At 71.0% G+C, this 19,528-nt stretch carries 22 protein-coding genes and 1 tRNA gene; 15 read left to right on the top strand and 8 right to left on the bottom strand.

From position 1 onward, the window contains the following. Positions 1–104: 104 nt before the first annotated feature. Genes AB0I91_RS04765 through AB0I91_RS04755 form a run of 3 tightly spaced genes read left to right on the top strand, consistent with a single transcriptional unit; the run spans position 105 to position 1,926 of the window. Positions 105–554: a MarR family winged helix-turn-helix transcriptional regulator gene (locus AB0I91_RS04765; protein WP_499635229.1), complete on the top strand. Its 450-nt coding sequence runs from the start codon at positions 105–107 to the stop codon at positions 552–554. Beyond that, positions 551–946 (top strand): DUF5313 family protein, encoded by a 396-nt coding sequence (locus AB0I91_RS04760; protein ID WP_498771659.1) that lies wholly within the window; start codon positions 551–553, stop codon positions 944–946. The genes AB0I91_RS04765 and AB0I91_RS04760 overlap by 4 nt, the downstream gene beginning before the upstream one ends. A gap of 32 nt (positions 947–978) precedes the next feature. Then, positions 979–1,926, top strand: coding sequence for a phosphotransferase family protein (locus AB0I91_RS04755; RefSeq protein ID WP_498771661.1), 948 nt, complete (start codon positions 979–981; stop codon positions 1,924–1,926). Here the strand turns inward: AB0I91_RS04755 and AB0I91_RS04750 are convergent. The 3 genes from AB0I91_RS04750 to AB0I91_RS04740 form a co-directional block, all read right to left on the bottom strand. Next, the gene (locus AB0I91_RS04750) at positions 1,923–2,309 is read right to left on the bottom strand and encodes a hypothetical protein (RefSeq protein ID WP_498771663.1); all 387 of its coding nucleotides are present in this window, start codon (positions 2,307–2,309) and stop codon (positions 1,923–1,925) included. The genes AB0I91_RS04755 and AB0I91_RS04750 overlap by 4 nt on opposite strands. Before the next feature lie 12 nt (positions 2,310–2,321). Continuing rightward, positions 2,322–2,846, bottom strand: coding sequence for a GNAT family N-acetyltransferase (locus AB0I91_RS04745; RefSeq protein WP_498771974.1), 525 nt, complete (start codon positions 2,844–2,846; stop codon positions 2,322–2,324). A gap of 163 nt (positions 2,847–3,009) precedes the next feature. Then, positions 3,010–3,080, bottom strand: a tRNA-Gly gene (locus tag AB0I91_RS04740). 36 nt (positions 3,081–3,116) lie between these two features. Here AB0I91_RS04740 and dcd point away from each other — a divergent pair. Continuing rightward, positions 3,117–3,698 (top strand): dCTP deaminase, encoded by a 582-nt coding sequence (gene dcd, locus AB0I91_RS04735; RefSeq protein WP_498771665.1) that lies wholly within the window; start codon positions 3,117–3,119, stop codon positions 3,696–3,698. On the opposite strand, the gene AB0I91_RS04730 is transcribed toward dcd, so the two are convergent. Then, positions 3,695–4,678: a cation diffusion facilitator family transporter gene (locus AB0I91_RS04730; RefSeq protein ID WP_498771667.1), complete on the bottom strand. Its 984-nt coding sequence runs from the start codon at positions 4,676–4,678 to the stop codon at positions 3,695–3,697. The genes dcd and AB0I91_RS04730 overlap by 4 nt on opposite strands. Positions 4,679–4,796: 118 nt before the next feature. On the opposite strand from AB0I91_RS04730, the gene AB0I91_RS04725 reads away from it, so the two are divergent. Both AB0I91_RS04725 and AB0I91_RS04720 read left to right on the top strand, forming a co-directional pair. Next, entirely contained in the window at positions 4,797–6,089 is a 1,293-nt protein-coding gene (locus AB0I91_RS04725; RefSeq protein WP_499635224.1) for a hypothetical protein, read from the top strand. A 34-nt stretch (positions 6,090–6,123) separates the two neighbouring features. Next, positions 6,124–6,507 (top strand): phage holin family protein, encoded by a 384-nt coding sequence (locus AB0I91_RS04720; RefSeq protein ID WP_499635221.1) that lies wholly within the window; start codon positions 6,124–6,126, stop codon positions 6,505–6,507. A 62-nt stretch (positions 6,508–6,569) separates the two neighbouring features. Here AB0I91_RS04720 and AB0I91_RS04715 read toward each other — a convergent pair whose 3' ends face one another. Continuing rightward, positions 6,570–8,843: a (Fe-S)-binding protein gene (locus tag AB0I91_RS04715; protein WP_499635218.1), complete on the bottom strand. Its 2,274-nt coding sequence runs from the start codon at positions 8,841–8,843 to the stop codon at positions 6,570–6,572. A 139-nt stretch (positions 8,844–8,982) separates the two neighbouring features. Here AB0I91_RS04715 and AB0I91_RS04710 point away from each other — a divergent pair, with 139 nt between their 5' ends. From AB0I91_RS04710 to AB0I91_RS04695, 4 genes are all read left to right on the top strand, one after another. Then, positions 8,983–9,315: a DMT family transporter gene (locus AB0I91_RS04710; protein ID WP_498771675.1), complete on the top strand. Its 333-nt coding sequence runs from the start codon at positions 8,983–8,985 to the stop codon at positions 9,313–9,315. Beyond that, positions 9,302–9,835, top strand: a complete 534-nt coding sequence (locus tag AB0I91_RS04705; RefSeq protein ID WP_498771677.1) for a TetR/AcrR family transcriptional regulator — start codon at positions 9,302–9,304, stop codon at positions 9,833–9,835. Before AB0I91_RS04710 ends, AB0I91_RS04705 begins: the two co-directional genes overlap by 14 nt. Positions 9,836–9,858: 23 nt before the next feature. After that, positions 9,859–10,428 (top strand): hypothetical protein, encoded by a 570-nt coding sequence (locus AB0I91_RS04700; protein ID WP_498771679.1) that lies wholly within the window; start codon positions 9,859–9,861, stop codon positions 10,426–10,428. 177 nt (positions 10,429–10,605) lie between these two features. Beyond that, positions 10,606–11,394 carry a DUF4097 family beta strand repeat-containing protein gene (locus AB0I91_RS04695; RefSeq protein ID WP_498771681.1) on the top strand — a complete coding sequence of 263 codons (789 nt, stop codon included), beginning with the start codon at positions 10,606–10,608 and terminating at the stop codon, positions 11,392–11,394. Here the strand turns inward: AB0I91_RS04695 and AB0I91_RS04690 are convergent. Then, complete coding sequence (locus tag AB0I91_RS04690) at positions 11,391–11,954, bottom strand: DUF5655 domain-containing protein (RefSeq protein WP_498771683.1); 564 nt, start codon at positions 11,952–11,954, stop codon at positions 11,391–11,393. The two genes, AB0I91_RS04695 and AB0I91_RS04690, sit on opposite strands and share 4 nt — an antisense overlap. 169 nt (positions 11,955–12,123) lie before the next feature. On the opposite strand from AB0I91_RS04690, the gene dnaK reads away from it, so the two are divergent. The 5 genes from dnaK (at position 12,124) to AB0I91_RS04665 (ending at position 17,261) form a co-directional block, all read left to right on the top strand. Then, positions 12,124–13,977, top strand: coding sequence for a molecular chaperone DnaK (gene dnaK / locus AB0I91_RS04685; protein WP_499607866.1), 1,854 nt, complete (start codon positions 12,124–12,126; stop codon positions 13,975–13,977). Then, complete coding sequence (gene grpE, locus AB0I91_RS04680; RefSeq protein WP_498771687.1) at positions 13,974–14,687, top strand: nucleotide exchange factor GrpE; 714 nt, start codon at positions 13,974–13,976, stop codon at positions 14,685–14,687. Before dnaK ends, grpE begins: the two co-directional genes overlap by 4 nt. Positions 14,688–14,705: 18 nt before the next feature. After that, positions 14,706–15,875: a molecular chaperone DnaJ gene (dnaJ, locus tag AB0I91_RS04675; protein WP_498771690.1), complete on the top strand. Its 1,170-nt coding sequence runs from the start codon at positions 14,706–14,708 to the stop codon at positions 15,873–15,875. Beyond that, positions 15,872–16,300, top strand: a complete 429-nt coding sequence (locus AB0I91_RS04670; protein ID WP_230570812.1) for a heat shock protein transcriptional repressor HspR — start codon at positions 15,872–15,874, stop codon at positions 16,298–16,300. The genes dnaJ and AB0I91_RS04670 overlap by 4 nt, the downstream gene beginning before the upstream one ends. A gap of 283 nt (positions 16,301–16,583) precedes the next feature. Next, the gene (locus tag AB0I91_RS04665; protein ID WP_499635212.1) at positions 16,584–17,261 is read left to right on the top strand and encodes an alpha/beta fold hydrolase; all 678 of its coding nucleotides are present in this window, start codon (positions 16,584–16,586) and stop codon (positions 17,259–17,261) included. A 138-nt stretch (positions 17,262–17,399) separates the two neighbouring features. On the opposite strand, the gene AB0I91_RS04660 is transcribed toward AB0I91_RS04665, so the two are convergent. Then, positions 17,400–18,503: an FAD-binding oxidoreductase gene (locus tag AB0I91_RS04660; protein ID WP_498771694.1), complete on the bottom strand. Its 1,104-nt coding sequence runs from the start codon at positions 18,501–18,503 to the stop codon at positions 17,400–17,402. A 510-nt stretch (positions 18,504–19,013) separates the two neighbouring features. Then, positions 19,014–19,394, bottom strand: a complete 381-nt coding sequence (locus AB0I91_RS04655) for a VOC family protein (protein WP_498771696.1) — start codon at positions 19,392–19,394, stop codon at positions 19,014–19,016. Positions 19,395–19,528: the final 134 nt, after the last annotated feature.

The following is a 19,528-nucleotide window of genomic DNA, read 5'->3' as shown; positions in this document are numbered from 1 at the left end:
GCCCGTGCCGGGCGCGTCGTCGCACCTGATCACCGAGGCACGGCGCCGACTGTGGTCCTCGTCGCGGTGCGGGGACCGGCCGCGCGGACATAGTGTGGGCGCTAATGATTAGTGCACAAAGCGTCGAGGACCCGCTGGACCTGGAACGGCAGGTCTGCTTCGCGCTGTCCATCGCGTCCAGGAACGTGGTCGCCGTCTACCGGCCGCTGCTGGAGCCCATGGGGCTGACCCACCCGCAGTACCTCGTGATGCTGGCGCTGTGGGGTCGCGCGCCGTTGTCGGTGAAGGAGCTGAGCCGGTTGCTGGCGCTGGAGCCCGCGACGCTGTCGCCGCTGCTCAAGCGGCTGGAGACGATCGGGTACGTGACGCGGTCGCGGGCGGCGGCGGACGAGCGGCAGCTCGCCGTGGCGCTGACCGAGGAGGGCGCGGCGCTGCGCGAGCGCGCGTTGGCGATCCCGCCCGCGGTGGTGGAGCGGCTCGGCATGTCGCCGGACGAGCTGCGCGACCTGCACGCCGTGCTGACCAGGGTGATCGCCGCGACGGAGCGGACGTGAAGCCGGCGTGGCCGCTGCGGGTCTGGTACCTGCTCGGCGGCCGGCTGCCCCTGCGGCACCGGGAGTGGGTGTTCCGGCAGGCGACCAAGCCGACGTGGCTGGTGTGGTTCACCGCCCGGATGTTCCTGCAGGTCCTGCCGTTGACGGTGGTGATCGCGCTGGCGTTGGTGCTGGGCCTGGGCTCGCCGTTGCCGCTCGCGATCGCGTGCGGGTCGCTGGGGCTGGTGGTCGGCGTGTACTTCGGCGTGTCGTACGCGATCGAGAGCACGGACCACCGGATGACGAAGTACGGCTACCCGGCGGGCGCGGCGGCGGCGGTGCGCAAGGAGCGGACGGCGCGGGACCAGGAGCGTTACGAGCGGGTGTGGCGTTCGTCGGAAAACGGGTCCTGACCCCGCCGCCCGGTGCCCTGACGTCCGGTGGCGTGGAACGACTGGTGGCGGCGGCGTTCGGGCTGGGTGACGTGCTCGAACCGTGGACGCCGGTGAAGGGTGGGCGGTCGCACCTGGTGTGGCGGCTGCGCACGACGCGGGGCACGTGGGCGGTCAAGCGCCTGAACCGGTCGCGTGAGGACTGGTGGATGCGCGACTACCTCGTGGCCGCCGAGGTCCAGCTCGACGCCTACTCCCGCGGTTTCCCCATGCCGCGCCCGGTGCACCCGCTGGAACCGGTCGCGCCGCTGTTGGCGGACGTGCGGGTGGGCGAGGAGGTCTTCAGCTACCTGGTGCACGAGTGGCACGACGGCGGGCCGTTGACCGAGGACGTGTCGGCGTGGGTCGGCGCCACCTTGGCGTCGCTGCACCGTCGAGCCGCCTCCGACCCGCCCCCGGACCGGTCGCCGCACCCGGTCGAGGAGTGGCGGGAGTGGCTGGACGAGGCGCCGAACGACTTCACCGCCGCCGTCCGCGCCTACCTGCCCGACATCGCCGAGGCCCGGTCGATCGCCACGGCCCCGGCCGACTTCACGCCGGTCGGCACGCACCGCGACGTGAAGCCGGACAACGTCCTGGAGACCGCCGCCGGCCCGTTGCTGCTGGACTGGGACGGCGCGGGCCCGGAGCACGCGGAGTGGGAGCTGACCCGTGCGGCGGTCTACTTCAGCCGACTGGGTGAGGACCGGGCCGCGTTCGACCGGGTGATCACGTCGTACGAGGAGGCGGGCGGGCGGCGTCCCCCGGCGTCGCCGACGTCGTTCGCGGGCCTGCTGCGCGTCTACCTGGGCGGCGCGGCGTGGATGGTGTGGCGGGCGCTGGGCCACCGCCCGGTGACACCGGCCGAACGTGCGGCGGCGCACACCCACGCCCTGGAACTGCTCACCGACCTGCGCACCTCCCTGACCCGCCTGGACGACTGGACCACCCGCCTGCGCTAGGCGTGCGGCACCACGACCACCTGGTGCTCGTCCTCGTAGACGATCCGACCGGGGTCCCCCGACTCGACCCGCTCGCACACCACCCCGTGCGCGGCGAGGATCTCCAGGTACCCGTCGACCCGTTCGATCAGGTGCCGGGCCGAAGCCTTGAACCACGCCACCGCGGCGGGGTTGACCTCCCGGTCGTACACGGTCGGGTCGACGTCGGACGGCGTCACGTAGGCCGCGTCGAACCAGTCGTTGTTCTCCCGCCGGAACCGTTCCTGCGCGGCCGTCAGCACCCCGTCCCGGGCGAGCCGGTTGATCAGCCAGAACACCCCGGGGAAGAACCCGCGCTCGTGCCGGACCGTCCCCTGGAACCGCACGTACACCATGTCGCTCATCAGGTCGGGTGACTAGTCGAGGCGCAGGACGGTTTCCTCGATGTCGGCGTTCCGGGCCGGTGCGTAGCCGGTCTCGGTGCCGGTGATCGTGAAGCCCGCCTTCTGCAGGACCCGGAGCGAGCCGTGGTTGTCACTGGCGGCGCGGGCGTGCAAGGGCCGGACCGGGACCAGGTCGAGCAACAGGGCCAGGGCGCGGCTCGCGACTCCCCGACCCCAGGCCGAGCGGTCGATCCAGTAGGTGATCTCGGTGTCGCCGTCCATGACGAAGCTGGAGATGGTGCCGACGAAGCGCCCGTCGAGCGTCACCGCGCGCAGCGTGATGTCGTGGGCGGCCCTCAGCTTCGCCATGTGGGCGTCGAACGCCGCGCGGTCGTCGGGGTCCTTCGCGGTGAAGGCGGCCATCCGGACGGACTCGGGGTCGCGCATCTGGTCGAACAGCGCGTCGAGGTCGGCGTCCTCGATCGGCCGCAGTGCCACCTCTGCCACGGTGTGCTCCCCCTTCGTCCGCCCCGCCCGGGCTCGCGGGGAACGTAGCAGCGGGGTCCGACAATTCCCGCGTCAACTCTTCGCGGTCATCAACGTGCACCGCCCCGACGCGACGAGCCGGCATGGAGGCAGCGCCCACCGCGCTCCGGCCCGAGTACGACGAAGGCCCAGGTCATCCGGCTGAACCGGCGCTGACCTGGGCCTTCGTGCGCTGAGCGGGTGACGGGAATCGAACCCGCCTCTACAGCTTGGGAAGCTGTCGTTCTACCAATGAACTACACCCGCGTGCTGCGGCACCGATCATACACATAGGCTGTGCCCGTGCTGCTCAGTGACCGCGATCTGCGCAAAGAGGTCGAGTCCGGCCGGTTGGTGCTGGACCCGTTCGACGACGTCATGGTGCAGCCGTCCAGCATCGACGTCCGACTGGACCGGTTCTTCCGCGTCTTCAACAACACCCGCTACACGCACATCGACCCCTCGATGCAGCAGGACGACCTGACCTCGCTGGTGGAGCCGGCCGACGGCGAGCCGTTCGTGCTGCACCCGGGCGAGTTCGTGCTCGGCTCGACCTTCGAGCTCGTCACCCTCCCCGACGACCTGGCGGGCCGACTGGAGGGCAAGTCCTCGCTGGGCCGCCTCGGCCTGCTCACCCACTCGACGGCGGGCTTCATCGACCCCGGCTTCTCCGGCCACATCACGCTGGAGCTGTCGAACGTCGCCAACCTGCCCATCACGCTCTGGCCGGGCATGAAGATCGGCCAGCTGTGCCTGTTCCGGCTCAGCAGCTCGGCCGAGTTCCCGTACGGCTCGGCCCAGGCCGGCTCCCGCTACCAGGGCCAACGCGGGCCGACGCCGTCACGCGCCTACCTGAACTTCCACCGCACCGACACCAGGCGCTAGAGCTTCAGGTCCCCGTACCGGGCCAGCACCCGCGACCTCAGCTCCGGGTCGGTCCGCGGCACGGGCTCCAGGAACACCTCGTCCAGCTCGCGGTGCGCGGCACGCAGCTCGGCGTCGATCCGCACGCACGCCCGCTCCAGGTCGGCCGCGCCCAGCGCGTCGTCGAAGTCGAGCCGCGCGCACACCAGCACGCGGTCCGTGCCGACCGCCATCGTCAGCAGGTCCACCACCTGCTCGACCTCCGGCGCGGCACGCAGCCGCGACCACACCGCCCGCACCAGCACCGGGTCGGCCTGCCTGCCGATGAGCAGCCCCCGGTTGGTCGACGCCAACGTGTACGCGGCGAACGCGAGCAGCACGCCGATCGCCAACGACGCCACGCCGTCCCACACCGACGACCCGGTCAGGTGGTGCAGCCCCAGCCCGCCGAACGCGAGCAGCAGCCCGACCAACGCGGCCGAGTCCTCCAGGAACACCGTCTTCACCGTCGGGTCGTCCGACACCCGCAGGAACGCGAGCACCGACCGGTCCTCCGCCCGCGCCTCCCGCCGCACCTGCCGCACGGCCTGCGTCCACGACACCGACTCCAACGCGAACGCGATGGCCAGCACCACGTACCCGACGACCGGGCTGTTCTGCTCCTGCGGCGCGCCGAACACCGTCCGCAAGCCCTCGTAGAACGCGAACACCGCGCCGGACACGAAGATCGACACGGCGGCGAGCAGCGACCAGAAGTACCGGTCCTTGCCGTACCCGAACGGGTGCCTGCGGTCCGCGGGCCGGGCCGACCGGCGCAACGCCGTCAGCAGCAGGGCCTCGGTGAACGTGTCGGCGACCGAGTGCGCCGCCTCCGCCATCATCGCCGCCGACCCGGTGATCACCCCGGCGATCGCCTTCATCACCGCGATGGCGAGGTTCACGGTCAGGGCGACCAGGACGGTGAACGTGCTCCCGCCGCCCTCCGACTGCTCAGCTGCCATGCGCCGACGTTAGGCCGCACCGGCACGCCCCGCCGGGTGTGACCGCTCTCACGAAACGATCATGATCAACGGCACGACGACGAGGTGACGGACATTCGTCTTCTCAGGGGGAATCCAGGTGCGGAGCACGACCGGCCGTCTCGCGGCCTTGTCCTTGGCCGTGGGCGTGGCGACGCTCGCGAGCCCGCTCGCGGTGGCAGCGCAGGACACCGTCACGCTGGAGGGCCTGGTGTGGTTCGACCGCGACGCCGACGGCGTGGTCGACCCGGGCGAGCCGCCGCTGGTCAACCGCCTCCCCGTGGACGTGCACGACGCCTCGACCAAGGCGTTCATCGGCAGCTACTACACCGACGCCGACGGCCGCTACAAGGCCGAGGGCCTGCCGAACGTGCCGCTCGCCGTCTACAACCGCAACGCCGGGGTCTACGAGCCGACGACCGCGTCGACGGTCAACCCCGTCAGCGGCGGCGGCCGGATCGACTTCGGCGTGCGCGGCGGCACGGTGGCCGGCTTCTCGTTCTCCGACCTCAACCGCGACGGCGTGCGGCAGACGCACGAGCCGGACGTGCCGGGCGCGCCGACCGTCCGGCTGATCTACGGCATCGTCGACGTGGCGCCCGCGACCCGCGGCGTGAAGGGCGAGTACCGGTTCACCGACGTGCCGATCGGCTCGACCGTGTCGATCGTGGCCGACAACGCGCCGGAGCTGAAGCTGGCGCAGCCGCTGACCGAGCACGACGTCGACCCGGCCACGCGGCAGAAGAAGATCGTGGTCCGCGCGGGCGAGACGACGCGCGTGGACGTCCGCTACACGTACCTGGACGCCGACTTCGTGGCGGGCACGCCGCGGCTGGAGCCCGCCCAGGACGCCTACCGCGTGGGCGACGTCGTCACGCTGGTCGTGCCGGTGACCAACCGGGGCGAGGCGCCGGACAACCCGGAGATGGTGGTGTTCGGGTCGACGCCGGAGTTCCTCGGGGCGGGCGACCGGGTCGCCGTGATCACGCCCGGCCAGGAGTTCCGGCTGACCGGGCCGATGGCGGTCGGCGAGACCGTCGACGTGCGGCTGCGGTACCGGTTGGACGACCCGGCGTTCGGGCAGTTCCACCTGCTGATCCGGCCGTTCTCGGCGCTGGGGCACCGGGAGACGAACTTCCAGGACAACCACGCGATCGTGCCGCTGAAGTACGCGTCCGACGAGCAGCCGACGACGACCACCTCCCCGACGACGACCACGAGCACCACGACCACGACGACCACTTCCGCTCCGGCAGTGGTGCAGGTGGCCGGTGGCAGCAGCGGTCTGGCGAACACGGGCGCGGCGCCGTTCCCGATGCTGGCGATCGGCGGCCTGCTGCTCGGCGCAGGCGCGTTGACCTTCTTGGCGGCACGCGGGCGTCGTCGCGCCTGACCCGTTCGGAGCACCGCTGCCGTTAGCCTGCGGCATGGGCATTTTGGTGCACGTACTGCTGACGGCGGTGGCGGTCTGGGTCGCCACGCTCATCCCGGGCATCGACCTGGAGGCGGGCGCGTCGACCCCCGCGAAGATCGGCACGCTGATCGGCGTCGCGCTGCTGTTCGGCCTGGTCAACGCGGTGGTCAAGCCCCTGGTGAAGTTCTTCGGCTGCTTGTTCTACGTGGTCACGCTGGGGCTGATCGGCCTCGTGGTGAACGCGCTGCTGTTCTGGCTCACCGGCTGGCTGGCCGGCGAGCTGGGCCTGCCGTTCGACGTCACCGGCTTCTGGCCCGCGTTCTGGGGCGCGATCATCGTGGCCCTGACGAGCTGGGCCCTGAACCTCGTCTACGACCGCGTCACCGACCGCGACTGACCTGAAGACGACGAACGCCCCTCGGTCCGAAGTGCGACCGGGGGGCGTTCGTCCGCGAACGACTAGTTGGACGAAGCCTTGTCCTCGTCCGGCAACGGGGTGCCGGTCGGGGTCTCGTCCGTCGGGATGTCGCCGCGCTCCAGGGCCTGGCCCCGGCGCACGGACGTCAGCAGCAGCTGCGCCACGTCGACGACCTCGACGTGCGAGCCCGCCGCGCCCTCGTTCTGCCTGGCCGTCACGCCGTCGGTCAGCATCACGCGGCAGAACGGGCAGCCCGTCGCGATCTTCGACGGCGCGGTGCCCAGCGCCTCGTCCACGCGGTCGAGGTTGATCCGCTTGCCGATCCGCTCCTCCATCCACATGCGAGCGCCACCGGCGCCGCAGCACATGGAGCGCTCCTCGTGGCGGGGCATCTCGCGCAGCGTCGCGCCCGACGCGCCGACCAGCTCGCGCGGCGCCTCGTAGACCTTGTTGTGCCGACCGAGGTAGCACGGGTCGTGGTAGGTGACGTCCTCCGCGACCTCCGCCACCGGCACCAGCCTGCGCTCGCGCACCAGCCGGTTGAGCAGCTGCGTGTGGTGCACGACCTCGTACTGGCCGCCGACCTGCGGGTACTCGTTGGCCAGCGTGTTGAAGCAGTGCGCGCACGTCACGACGATCTTGCGCCGGCCCGGCTCGCGACCGTCGAACACGGTGTTGAGCACCTCGACGTTCTGCTGCGCCAGCATCTGGAACAGGAACTCGTTGCCCGCGCGCCGCGCCGGGTCGCCGGTGCAGGTCTCCTCCGGCCCGAGCACGGTGTACTTGACGCCCGCGGTGTGCAGCAGCTCGGCCACCGCCCGCGTGGTCTTCTTGGCCCGGTCCTCGAACGCGCCCGCGCAGCCCACCCAGAACAGGTACTCGGCGTCACCCAGCTCGCCGTCGAACACCGGCACCTCGAAGTCCAGGCCCTCGGTCCACGCGAGGCGGTCCTTGGCGTTCTGGCCCCACGGGTTGCCCTTGTTCTCCAGGTTCTTGAACATGCCGCCGAGCTCCGACGGGAAGTTCGACTCGATCAGCACCTGGTAGCGGCGCATGTCGACGATGTGGTCGACGTGCTCGATGTCCACCGGGCACTGCTCGACGCACGCGCCGCACGTGGTGCACGACCACAGCACCTCGGGGTCGATCACGCCCAGCTCTTCGGCCCCGGCGACCAGCGGGCGCTCCGACTCGGCCAGCGCCAGCACGTCGATGGACTCCAGGCGCTTCTTGTAGTCCTCGTACTTGTCCTCGGTCAGGCCGACCTCGTCGCCCGCCATGTCCTTGCTGCCGCCCGCGAGCAGGTACGGCGCCTTGGCGAACGCGTGGTCGCGCAGCTGGGTGATGACCAGCTTCGGCGACAGCGGCTTGCCGGTGTTCCACGCGGGGCACTGGGACTGGCAGCGACCGCACTCGGTGCAGGTGCTGAAGTCCAGCCAGCCCTTCCAGGAGAAGTCCTCGACCTTGCCGACGCCGAACACGTCCTTGTCGGGGTCGGCCTCCTCCAGGTCGAGGACCTTGCCGCCGCTCATCATCGGCTTCAGCGCGCCGAGCGCGACGCCGCCGTCGTCCTCGCGCTTGAAGTAGATGTTGAAGAACGCGCTGAACCGGTGCCACGCCACACCCATGGTGAGGTTCTTCGACACCACGATCAGCCAGATCATGCCGGACAGCAGCTTGGTGAACGCCATGATCGAGACCCAGTCGGGGCTCGCGGGCAGGACCTGGGCCAGCGGCGCGGTCACGAACGAGGACCACAGCGGCGGGTCCTCCAGGCCGGAGGCCTGCTTGAACGCCTTCACGCCGAGGATGCCGAGACCCTCGATGATCACGACCGCTTCGACGAAGTACGCGGACTTGAAGTCCGAGCCCGCGAACCGGGACACGCGGTCGGCGCGGCGCGGGTGGTTGAGCTGGCGGATGATCGCCAGCGCCACGCCGCCGACCACGGTGCCGATGCCGAGCAGCTCGACCAGCAGCAGCCACAGCGACCACGTGCCGATGACCGGCCAGTGGAAGCTCGGGCGGAAGATCTCGCCGTAGGCCTCGAACAGCACCGCGGAGCCGATCAGGAAGCCCCACATCACCATCCAGTGCCACGGCGCGACCTTGCGGAACTTGGCCATCCTGGTGTGGGCGACGAACTCGACGATCAACGTCCGCAGGCGGGGCGCGAACGGCCCGTTGCGGGTCGAGTCCGGCTGGCCGAGGCGGATGATCTTGATCATCCGCATGACACCGGCGACGAACAGACCCCAGGCGAACACGCTGACGGCGACGCCGATGGCGCCGAGGGTGAGCTGGAGGGCTCCCATTGTGGTGGCGGCCTTTCTCGTCCGTTCTCCTGGCTGGGCAGCCTACGCCCGATTACTGGCCGGTAACCACTTGGACGTGGCCGATCACATAGGGTCGGTAGACTAGTGGAACAGGTGTTCAACTTGTTGGGGGCGGGACGTGCTCGTGTACCTGGTGCTGGCCGTGGCGATCATCGGCGAGGTCACCGCCACCGTGTTCCTCAAGCTCTCCGAGGGCTTCTCCAAGCCGATCCCGTCGGTCGTGGTCATCGTGGGGTACGTCGTCGCGTTCGGCGCGTTGAGCAAGGTGCTGCAGCTGGGCATGCCGATCGGCGTGGCGTACGCGATCTGGTGCGCCTTCGGGATCGCCGCGGTCGCGAGCATCGGCGTGCTGGTGTTCAAGGAGCCGCTGAACACCACGATGGTGGTCGGGCTGCTGCTCGTGATCGCGGGCGTGGTGGCCATCGAGGTGGGCAGCGGTGCCGCCGCCTGACGGCCGGCGGGCGCGGGGCGACCGGCGTCGGCGGGAGATCCTCGCGGCCACGCTGCGGGTCGTCGAACGCGACGGCGTGGCCGGGGTGGGCCACCGGTCCGTGGCGCGCGAGGCAGGCGTGCCGACGACGTCGACGACCTACTACTACGCGACGTTGGACGACCTCCTGATCGCCACGCTCACGTGGTCGGCCGACGAGATGGCCGCGAGCTTCCGCCGGGTGGCCCTGACGCCCGCGGCGGTGGCGCGGTTCATCGCCGACGCCGCCGGCCCGCACCGGGGCCGCACGCTCGCCGAGTACGAGCTGTACCTGCTCGCGGCCCGCCGGCCGGAGCTGCGCGCGGCGGCCCGCCGGTGGACCTCGCTCATGGCCGAGGTGGCGGGCCCGCGCGACCCGGTGGCGCTGCGGGCGGTCCTCGCGGGCCTCGACGGGCTCCTGATCCAGGCGTTGATCGCGGATTTCCCCCCAATGGCGGAGGATTTGGAGCCCGTCGTGTCCCTTCTGATGCTCGGCGGATGACCTTCACGCGGGACACTGGTGTCATGAGGTTCGCCGGTCGTGAGTCGTGGCAGGTGTCGCACGGGACGAGTCAGACGGTCAACACCGCGCTGTTCGTCCGGGACACGCTCGCGCTCTCGGTCGAGACCGTGCCCGAGCTGCCCGGGCTGGACCCGTCGGTGCCCGTGGTGGTGCCCGCGGGGGTCGACCGGGCGGCCGCGGCGGAGGAGTGGCTCGGCTGGTGGGCCGACGTGCTCGACCACGCCCGCGCCGAACCGGCCGGCGGCTCGCCCGCCGACCCGGCCGGCGCGTCGTTGCAGATCAGGCCCGCGCTGCGGGCGGCGGTGCTGGCGCTGGCCCCGGCCGCGGCCGAGTACGACCAGCGGTACGTGACGTCGCGGGGCGCGTTGCCGATCGGCGAGGTGGTGCGCGGCGTGGAGGGCAGGCTGGGGCGGTACGTGCGGCCGTTCCGGCTGGTGATCACCGAGGTGCCGGTGCAGGGCATGGTGTGGGAGCGGATGACGGAGACGCACGTCATCGCCTCGCAGCGGTTCCTGGTCGACCCGGCCCGCTCCGCGCCGGCCCTGCGGGCCGTCGTCGAATCCCTGGCCTGACCCGCGCGCGTCCCCCGTTCGGGGTTCCGCGTTCAGGACGCGCCGGGCCGCTGACGGGCCGCTGACCGGAGGGGTAGGGACAGCCCCCCTATCGGTCGGGGGCCTTCCTGGTGGGCGCACCGGTCGAGTACCCATAACTTGGATCTCGACATCTTGACGCCTGACGAGGGGGCAGTGGTGGTTAAGCGGATCGCGTTGACGGTCGGTGTGGCGGTGACCGCGGCGCTGGCGCTCACGTCCTGCGTGCGGCTCGTCCACAACACGTTCGACGACACGCACTCGGTGTCCGACCAGGTGACCGAGGTGCGGTTGCAGAACGGCTCGGGCGACGTGACCGTCCGCGGCCAGGACGGCCTGGCCGAGACCCAGGTCCGCCGCCGCGTCGAGTACCCGAAGGGCTCGGACAAGCCCGGCGGCGTCTCCCACCGCGTGGAGGGCTCCACCCTCGTCCTCGACGGCTGCGGCAGCCAGTGCTCGGTGGACTACGAGGTGACCGTCCCCACCAAGAACGTCAAGATCACCGGCCGCAACAGCTCCGGCGACGTCCACCTCGAAGGCGTGGCCAGCGTCGACGTCGAAGTCGGCTCCGGCAGCACCACGGTGCGCGAGGTGGCGGGCCCGGTGCGCGTCGACAACGACTCGGGCGACCTGGCCGCGACCGCCGTCGGCGGTGACTTCACCGGACGGGTCGGCTCCGGCAGCACCAGGCTGGTCGACATGGGCGGCTCGGTGACGATCGACTCCGACTCCGGCGACGTGGACGTGGCCATCGTCGCCGTCAAGTCCGTGCGCGCCGACATGGGCAGCGGCAGCCTGAACGTCACCGTCCCGCAGGGCGCCTACAAGATCGACGTGGACGCCGGCAGCGGCGAGCAGAAGGTCGACGTCAAGGACGACCCGAACGGCTCCGCCGAGCTGCACCTGCGCACCGACAGCGGCGACGTGACGGTGCGGTCCGCCGCCTAGGCGTTCTGCTCGTACGCCGCCACCAGCAGCGCCTCCACCTCGCCGTCCAGCTCGTCGGCCCCGGTCAGCGACACCTTGTGCGTCGCCTGGCCGGGGCCACCGGGCGTCAACCGGTCGCTCTCGGGCGCCGTGGTGAACCGCAGGCCCAGGTCGACCCGCGACGCCAACGCCTGCACGGCCGCGAACTGCCGCCCCCGCACGAACGGCACGTAGGTGGCCCGCCCCTCGGCCCGCACGTCCTCGCCCAGCCCGAGCGCCAGCGTCGCGATCCGGTCGAACAGCGGTCGCAACGCCGCCTTGCGCCCGGCGTACTGCGACTCGACGTGCTCGGTGAACGTGGGCTCGGTCCACCCCGCCCGCCGCGCCGCCGCGTCCGCGATCGTCCACTGCGAGTTCTGCTTCACCCCGTGCACGTCGCGCAGCCACGCCCGGACGGCCTTCCGGTCCACCGGATCGAGCGAGCTCGCCTCGACCAGCTCGACCCATTCGTCCAGCGTGCGGCCGGTGCGCGCGAGCATCGACGCGGTGACGGCGGCCATCATGTCCGCGGGTGACTCCATGCGGACGAGTGTCCCGGATCACCTCGCGCCGGGAACACCGCGACACCGCCGTCCGTTGGACAGGCAGAAAGATTGAGCCGGGTGGACTCAAGTCCGCCGGCGCCGGCTAAACTTGAGTCGGCACCGCTCAACGCGGGGCTCTCACACACGCACTACCAGGAGGAATCCAATGGCGCGAGCGGTCGGCATCGACCTGGGGACGACCAACTCCGTCGTCGCGGTTCTCGAGGGCGGCGAGCCGACGGTGATCGCCAACTCCGAGGGGTCGCGCACCACACCGTCCATCGTGGCCTTCGCCAAGAACGGCGAGGTGCTCACCGGTCAGCCCGCCAAGAACCAGGCGGTGACCAACGTCGACCGGACGATCCGGTCGGTGAAGCGCCACATCGGCACCGACTGGCGGACCGACGACGTCGACGGCAAGAAGTACACGCCGCAGGAGATCAGCGCGCGCGTGCTGATGAAGCTCAAGCGCGACGCCGAGGCCTACCTGGGCGAGGAGATCACCGACGCGGTGATCACCGTCCCCGCCTACTTCGAGGACGCGCAGCGCCAGGCCACCAAGGAGGCCGGCCAGATCGCGGGCCTCAACGTGCTGCGCATCGTCAACGAGCCCACCTCCGCCGCCCTGGCCTACGGCCTCGACAAGGGCGACAAGGAGCAGACCATCCTGGTCTTCGACCTCGGTGGCGGCACGTTCGACGTCTCGCTGCTCGAGCTCGCCGAGGGCGTGGTCGAGGTCAAGGCGACCTCCGGTGACAACCACCTCGGTGGTGACGACTGGGACCAGCGCATCGTGGACTGGCTGGTCGAGCGGTTCAAGCAGACCAACGGCATCGACCTGACCAAGGACAAGATGGCGTTGCAGCGGATCCGCGAGGCCGCCGAGAAGGCGAAGATCGAGCTGTCCAGCTCGAACAACGCCTCCATCAACCTGCCCTACATCACCGTGGACGCGGACAAGAACCCGCTGTTCATGGACGAGACGCTGTCGCGCGCCGAGTTCCAGCGCATCACCAACGACCTGCTGGAGCGCACCCGCGCGCCGTTCAACAACGTGATCAAGGACGCCGGCATCAGCGTCGGCGACATCGACCACGTGGTGCTGGTCGGCGGCTCCACCCGCATGCCCGCGGTGGCCGAGCTGGTCAAGGAGCTGACCGGCGGCCGTGAGCCGAACAAGGGCGTCAACCCGGACGAGGTCGTCGCGGTCGGCGCGGCCCTGCAGGCCGGTGTGCTGAAGGGCGAGGTCAAGGACGTCCTGCTGCTCGACGTCACCCCGCTGTCCCTGGGCATCGAGACCAAGGGCGGCGTGATGACCAAGCTCATCGAGCGCAACACGACGATCCCGACCAAGCGCTCGGAGATCTTCACCACGGCCGACGACAACCAGCCGTCCGTGCAGATCCAGGTGTTCCAGGGCGAGCGCGAGTTCGCCCGCGACAACAAGAAGCTCGGCATGTTCGAGCTGACCGGCCTGCCGCCCGCGCCCCGCGGCGTCCCGCAGATCGAGGTCACCTTCGACATCGACGCGAACGGCATCGTGCACGTGTCCGCGAAGGACATGGGCACGGGCAAGGAGCAGCGGATGACGATCACCGGCGGCTCCGCGCTGCCGAAGGACGACATCGAGCAGATGATCAAGGACGCCGAGGCGCACGCGGAGGAGGACAAGCGCCGCCGCGACGAGGCCGAGGTCCGCAACCAGGCCGAGACACTCGTCTACCAGACGGAGAAGGTCCTCAAGGAGAACGAGGACAAGCTCCCGGCCGAGGTCAAGGAGAAGGTCACCGCGGCCCTCGCCGAGACCACCGAGGCGCTCAAGGGCGAGGACATCGCCAAGGTCCGCGCCGCCGTGGAGAAGCTCGCCACGGAGTCCCAGGCCATCGGCCAGTCCCTGTACGCCAACTCCGCACCCACGGCCGACGCCGCGGGCGCCACCGGAGGCGCCGCCGCCGGTGACGCGCCGAAGGCCGACGACGTGGTGGACGCGGAGATCGTCGACGAGGACGAGAAGAAGTGACCCAGCCCGAGGAACAGCCCCACGTGGTGGTGCGCGACCGCAGGCGCATCGACCCGGAGACGGGTCAGGTGCGGGAGAACCCGGCGGACGAGAACGCGCGCGCCGACGCCCCGGCCGAGCCGGAGGCCGGTACGACCGGCGCGCCCGAGACCGGTTCGGAGGGCGGCGGCAAGCACGCCGCGCCCGAGCCGGAGGCCGAAGCGGCCGTGGCCGACGACCCGTCCGTCGAGCTGAAGGCCCAGCTCGACGAGCGGACCGCCGACCTGCAGCGGTTGACCGCGGAGTACGCCAACTACCGCAAGCGCGTCGAGCGCGACCGGGAACTGGTGATCACCACGGCCAAGGCGCAGGTGGCCGGCGAGCTGCTCGGCGTGCTCGACGACATCGAGCGGGCCGGCACGCACGGCGACCTCACCGGCGCGTTCAAGGCCGTGGCCGACAAGCTGGTCGGCGCGCTGCACGGCACCGGCCTGGAGCCGTTCGGGCACGAGGGCGAGGAGTTCGACCCGTCCGTCCACGAGGCCGTCCAGCACGGCACCTCGCCGGACGTCAGCGGGCCGACCGTCACCGCCGTGCTGCGCCGCGGCTACCGGTTCGGCGAGCGCGTGCTGCGGCCCGCGCTGGTCGCCGTGACCGACCACGAGCCGGCCGCCGAGCAGCCGGTCGTCGAAGAGGCCGTCGAGAAGCCGGTCGAAGAGCAGCAGGACTGAGAAGGGGGGCGGCGTCCGTTGAGCGCTCGCGACTGGATCGAGAAGGACTTCTACCGCGAGCTGGGCGTCACCTCCGACGCCTCGGCCGACGAGATCAAGAAGGCGTACCGGAAGTTGGCGCGGGAGCTGCACCCCGACGCCAACCCCGGTGACGCCAAGGCCGAGACGCGGTTCAAGGCGGTGTCCGAGGCGTACGGCGTGCTGTCGGACACCGCGAAGCGCAAGCAGTACGACGAGGCCCGCCGCCTCTTCTCCGGAGGCGGCGGGTTCCCCGGCGGGTTCGGCACCGGCGGCGGGTTCGACGTCGGCGACCTGTTCGGCCGCCAGGGCGCGCAGCAGGCCGGCGGCATGGGCGGGCTCGGCGACCTGCTCGGCGGCCTGTTCAACCGCCGGGGCGGCACGTCCGCGTCGGCCACCAGGCCGAGGCGCGGCGAGGACGTCGAGACCGACGTCCGGATCGACTTCACCGAGGCCGTCAAGGGCGCGACCGTGCCCATGCGGCTGTCCAGCCCGGCGACCTGCGGCACGTGCGCGGGTTCCGGCGCGCGTCCCGGCACGTCCCCGCGGACGTGCACGAACTGCGGCGGCGCCGGGTTGGTCACCCGCAGCCAGGGCGCGTTCGCGTTCTCCGAGCCGTGCGCCGACTGCCGGGGCACTGGGCGGATCGTGGACGACCCGTGCCCGGAGTGCGCGGGCGACGGCGTGAGCACCAAGACCCGCACGTTGACCATCCGCATCCCGGCGGGCGTCGACGACGGCCAGCGGATCAGGCTGGCCGGGCAGGGTGAGCCGGGGCGCAACAACGGGCCCGCCGGCGACCTGTTCGTGCTCGTGCACGTCAACCCGCACCCCATCTTCGGCCGGTCGGGCAACGACCTGACCGTGACCGTTCCGGTGACCTTCCCCGAGCTGGCGCTCGGCACCACGTTGACCGTGCCGACGCTCGAGGGCAAGGTGACGTTGAAGGTTCCCGCCGGCACGGCCAGCGGTCGGGTGCTGCGGGCCAAGGGCAAGGGCATCGCCAAGCGCGACGGCCAGGTCGGCGACCTGCTCATCACGTTGAACGTCGCGGTGCCGAACAACATGGACGCCGCAGCCCGGGAGGCGTTGGAGAACTACGCGTCGGCGACGGCGAAGCACGACCCGCGCGCGGAGCTCAACGCCCTGTTGGAGAAGAGGTCGGTGTGAGCTTCCCGTTCCCGCCCGGCACCGACGAGGACACCCCGTTCTTCGTCATCTCCGTGGCGGCCCAGCTGTCGGGTCTGCACGCGCAGACCCTGCGTGCGTACGACCGGCTCGGCCTGGTGTCGCCGGGCCGCACGTCCGGCGGCGGGCGCCGGTACTCGATGCGCGACATCGTGCTGCTGCGCGAGGTGCAACGCCTCTCGCAGGAGGAGGGCGTCAACCTCGCGGGCGTCAAGCGGATCATCGAGCTGGAGAACGAGGTCGGCGCGCTGCGCGCGAGGGTGCAGGAGCTGACCGAACAACTGGCCTCCGCCATGGCCGCGGCCGAGCACGCCGCCGCGTCGGTGCACGCGTCGTACCGCCGTGACCTGGTGCCGGTGCGGCACGAGACGGCACTGGTCGTCTGGAAGCCGAACTCGAAGCGCTGAGCCGCCTGATGTGTCGCCCAATAGGGTGATCATCTCGGGAAAGTGTACGGAAACACTGTTCCCGTACCTCGGTTAAGCATGAGGAACCCCGCGACGCCGACCCCCACCGCCCTGAACCCCCACGCCCCCGACGCCGGAATCCCCCGATGACGGCGGCCCGCGACGACCGGCCCGGCCCTGCTGCCCAACCAACCGGCCACCGCCCTACCGCCCTACCGACCTGCCGCCGCCCAACCAACCTGGCAGCCGACCGAACCGGGCGACCCGCGCCAGACTGGACCCCGTGGACTACGTCTTCGTGCACGGCACCACCCAGTCGCCCGCGGCCTGGCGCCCGGTGGAGGACCTGCTCCGCCAACGCGGCCACCGCACCGTGGCCGTGGACCTGCCGACCGACCAGCCGCAACTGCGCGCCGTCGACTACGCCGCGATCGCCCGCGCCCAGGCGGGCGACGCGCTGGCCCCGGTCCTGGTGGGGCACTCCGGCGCCGGCCTGCTGATGCCCGCCATCGCACGAGCCCTCGGCGCGTCCCACCTGGCCTGGATCGCCGCGATGATCCCCGGCCCCGTGTCGCTGGCGGACGAACTGGCCGTCGACACGGGCGAGATGTTCAACCCGGAGTGGCGCTCCCTCACCGAACCGCCCACCGCGGACCCCGTGGTGGCCTCGTACTTCCTGTTCCACGACTGCGACCTGGCCGGTGTGCGCGCCGGGCTGCGCACCTTGCGCCTGTTCTACCCCGCCGCGACGTACCGCGAGGTGCACGAGGTGCCTGACCTGCCGTCGACCTACGTCCTGCCGCGTGACGACCGCACGCTGCGGGCGTCGTGGATGCGCCGCGCCGCGCGCGAACGGCTCGGGGTCGAGGCGATCGAGGTCGACGGCGGACACTGCCCGCAGACCAGTCGGCCGGGCACGCTGGCGGCCGTGCTGGGCGCGGCGTGGCCGGCGCGGCCGTGACCAGCACGGCGTGACCAGGGCACCGTGGCCGTGACCAGCACGGCGTGGCCCGAGCGGCTGTGACCGGCCGGATCGCGTTGGGCAGCCGAAAGTCCCGCACGGCCCGGTGGTAAACGTGAAAAAGTTTCAGGTAGCGGTTCAGTCCAGTGTGAACGGGTCGTACTTGATCCGGTCGAGTGGAGTGCCGGCGACCAGCATCCGCGACACGGTGGCCCGGATCATGGACGGCGAGCCGCACACCAGCACGTCCCGCTCCTCCCACGCCCCGTAACGGGTGACTACGTCGGCGAGCGTGCCCTGCTCCACGCCACGCGCGCCCGGGTCGGACTCCAGCACCGGCACGACGGTCAACCAAGGGTTGGTCATCGCGAACCGCTGGAGGTTGTCAAGGTCGTACAAGTCCTCGCGGGTCCGCCCGCCCATGAACAGGTGCACGCGCGGGTTCTCGCCCCACTGCGCCATCTCGTCGATGATCGCGTGCATCGGCGCGACCCCGGTCCCGCCGGCGACCATCAGCACGTCCCGCCCGGACTTCCGGTCCACGCCGAGCCGGCCCATCGGCGGTCCGAGACGCCAGACGTCACCCGGTTGGGTGTGTCCGACGATCGACCGGCTGACCCACCCGCCCTCGACCGAACGGATGTGGAACTCGATGATGCCGTCGTCACGCGGCGCGTTCGCGGGCGAGTAGTACCGCCACAGCCGAGCGCGTTGCGGCGTCTCGACGCTCACGTACTGCCCGGCGCGGTACCCGACCGGGTGATCCGGCTGCAGCCGCACGACCGCCAGGTCCCAGCTCACCCGCTGGTGGTCGAGCACGGTCGCGTGCCAGTAGGCCGGGCCGTCGTCGGCCGCCGCCGCCTCCTGCATCGCCCGCGCCATGATCGTGTACGCCTCGGCCCAGGCCATCTCGACCTTCGGCGTCCACGCGGGCCCGGCGAACTTCTTCACCGCCGCCAGCAACGCCGTGCCGACGGACTCGTAGTGCACGTTGACCACGCCGAACTTGCGGTGGTCGCGCCCGAGTTGGCGCAGGAACGGGATCAGGTCGTCCGGTCTGTCCACCATCTGCACGACGTGGACGAGGGCGCGCAGCAGTCGGCTGCGCTGGACCTCCATGTTCGCGGGGAACATCTCACGGGTCGCTGGCGCGAGGCTGAAGAGCATGCCGTAGAAGAACTTGGCTACCTCTTCGGCGCGCGGCTCCACCACCGCGAAGCTCTCCCGGATCATCCGCACCATAGCGGTGACACCAGGAGGAGGTTCGCGGTGTGGCGGGCTCGGGATGGGGCTCAACACGGCGTTCGCAGTCATGGTCCGGGCGCAGTCTCCACGTTTCTGGCGGCGCCAGCAAGGGCGCTACGTCCTCGTCAAGCTTCCATCCCGACGAGGGGACACTAACCCGCCAACTGGCCGGTCGACTCCTTGATGCCACCTTCGAGTGCAGTGCGATTACGGACGGTCGCACAACGTTCCCGCGAACGGGTGGTCATTCCCTTCCACATATACCGAATCCAGCGCTTGCGGCCCACCGCCAGACGCACGACTCCTCAGGGGACGTGGGCCGGGTAACACGCCGGCCACGTCGGCGGGACGTCCGATCGGGGTTTACCGGCCGATGTTCACCCCAGTGGCGGCCGGCAGGCCGGCCTGGTGTGGTGGGCCGCAGTCGCCTGTGGATGCCCACCTGCGGATTGTGGACAACTCGCGGGCCGCTGTGGACAACCGGCTGCTACATGTGGGTGACCGGCCTCAGGCCTGCTCGGACCGCTCGGCTGCGCTGCGTTCAACGCAGAACTCGTTGCCCTCCGGGTCGGCCAGCACGACCCACCCCGTGCCGTCCGGCCGGCGCATGTCGGACACCAGCGCCGCCCCGATCCCGAGCAGTCGCTCCACTTCGGCGTCACGCGTGGTGTCGGGCTGGAGGTCGAGGTGGACCCGGTTCTTCACGGTCTTGGGCTCGGGCACCTGGATGAACAGCAACCCAGGCCCGCCGGGCACCGCGACCAGGGCTTCGGGGTCACCCGGGAAGTCGTGTTCGGAGACCGGCAGGCCGGTCACCTTGCTCCAGAAGCCGGCCAGCTCGTAGGCGTTCGCGCAGTCGAAGGTGATGTGGTGCACCAGTGAGGTCATGCGCAGATCGTCGCGGTGGGAGTCGACCGGACGCACCCGAGTTTCGGCAGGGCACGCCGCCGTGGCCCACACCACACGATTCCACTAGGTTGAGCGGAACTGGCTCAACTTTTCTGACGTTGACCTGAGTGATG

It is taken from the genome of Actinosynnema sp. NPDC049800 (assembly GCF_040656635.1).
In the GTDB taxonomy this organism is placed as follows: Bacteria; Actinomycetota; Actinomycetes; order Mycobacteriales; family Pseudonocardiaceae; genus Actinosynnema.
Note: the sequence above shows the minus strand (reverse complement) of the source record. Positions and strands in the feature narration are given on the sequence as shown.

Coding starts and splice junctions, on each gene's coding strand:
- AB0I91_RS04765 (WP_499635229.1), top strand. CDS start 105: ATGATTAGTGCACAAAGCGTCGAGGACCCGCTGGACCTGGAACGGCAG.
- AB0I91_RS04750 (WP_498771663.1), bottom strand. CDS start 2,309: ATGAGCGACATGGTGTACGTGCGGTTCCAGGGGACGGTCCGGCACGAG.
- AB0I91_RS04730 (WP_498771667.1), bottom strand. CDS start 4,678: ATGGCAGCTGAGCAGTCGGAGGGCGGCGGGAGCACGTTCACCGTCCTG.
- AB0I91_RS04720 (WP_499635221.1), top strand. CDS start 6,124: ATGGGCATTTTGGTGCACGTACTGCTGACGGCGGTGGCGGTCTGGGTC.
- AB0I91_RS04715 (WP_499635218.1), bottom strand. CDS start 8,843: ATGGGAGCCCTCCAGCTCACCCTCGGCGCCATCGGCGTCGCCGTCAGC.
- AB0I91_RS04700 (WP_498771679.1), top strand. CDS start 9,859: ATGAGGTTCGCCGGTCGTGAGTCGTGGCAGGTGTCGCACGGGACGAGT.
- AB0I91_RS04690 (WP_498771683.1), bottom strand. CDS start 11,954: ATGGAGTCACCCGCGGACATGATGGCCGCCGTCACCGCGTCGATGCTC.
- dnaK (WP_499607866.1), top strand. CDS start 12,124: ATGGCGCGAGCGGTCGGCATCGACCTGGGGACGACCAACTCCGTCGTC.
- AB0I91_RS04660 (WP_498771694.1), bottom strand. CDS start 18,503: ATGGTGCGGATGATCCGGGAGAGCTTCGCGGTGGTGGAGCCGCGCGCC.
- AB0I91_RS04655 (WP_498771696.1), bottom strand. CDS start 19,394: ATGACCTCACTGGTGCACCACATCACCTTCGACTGCGCGAACGCCTAC.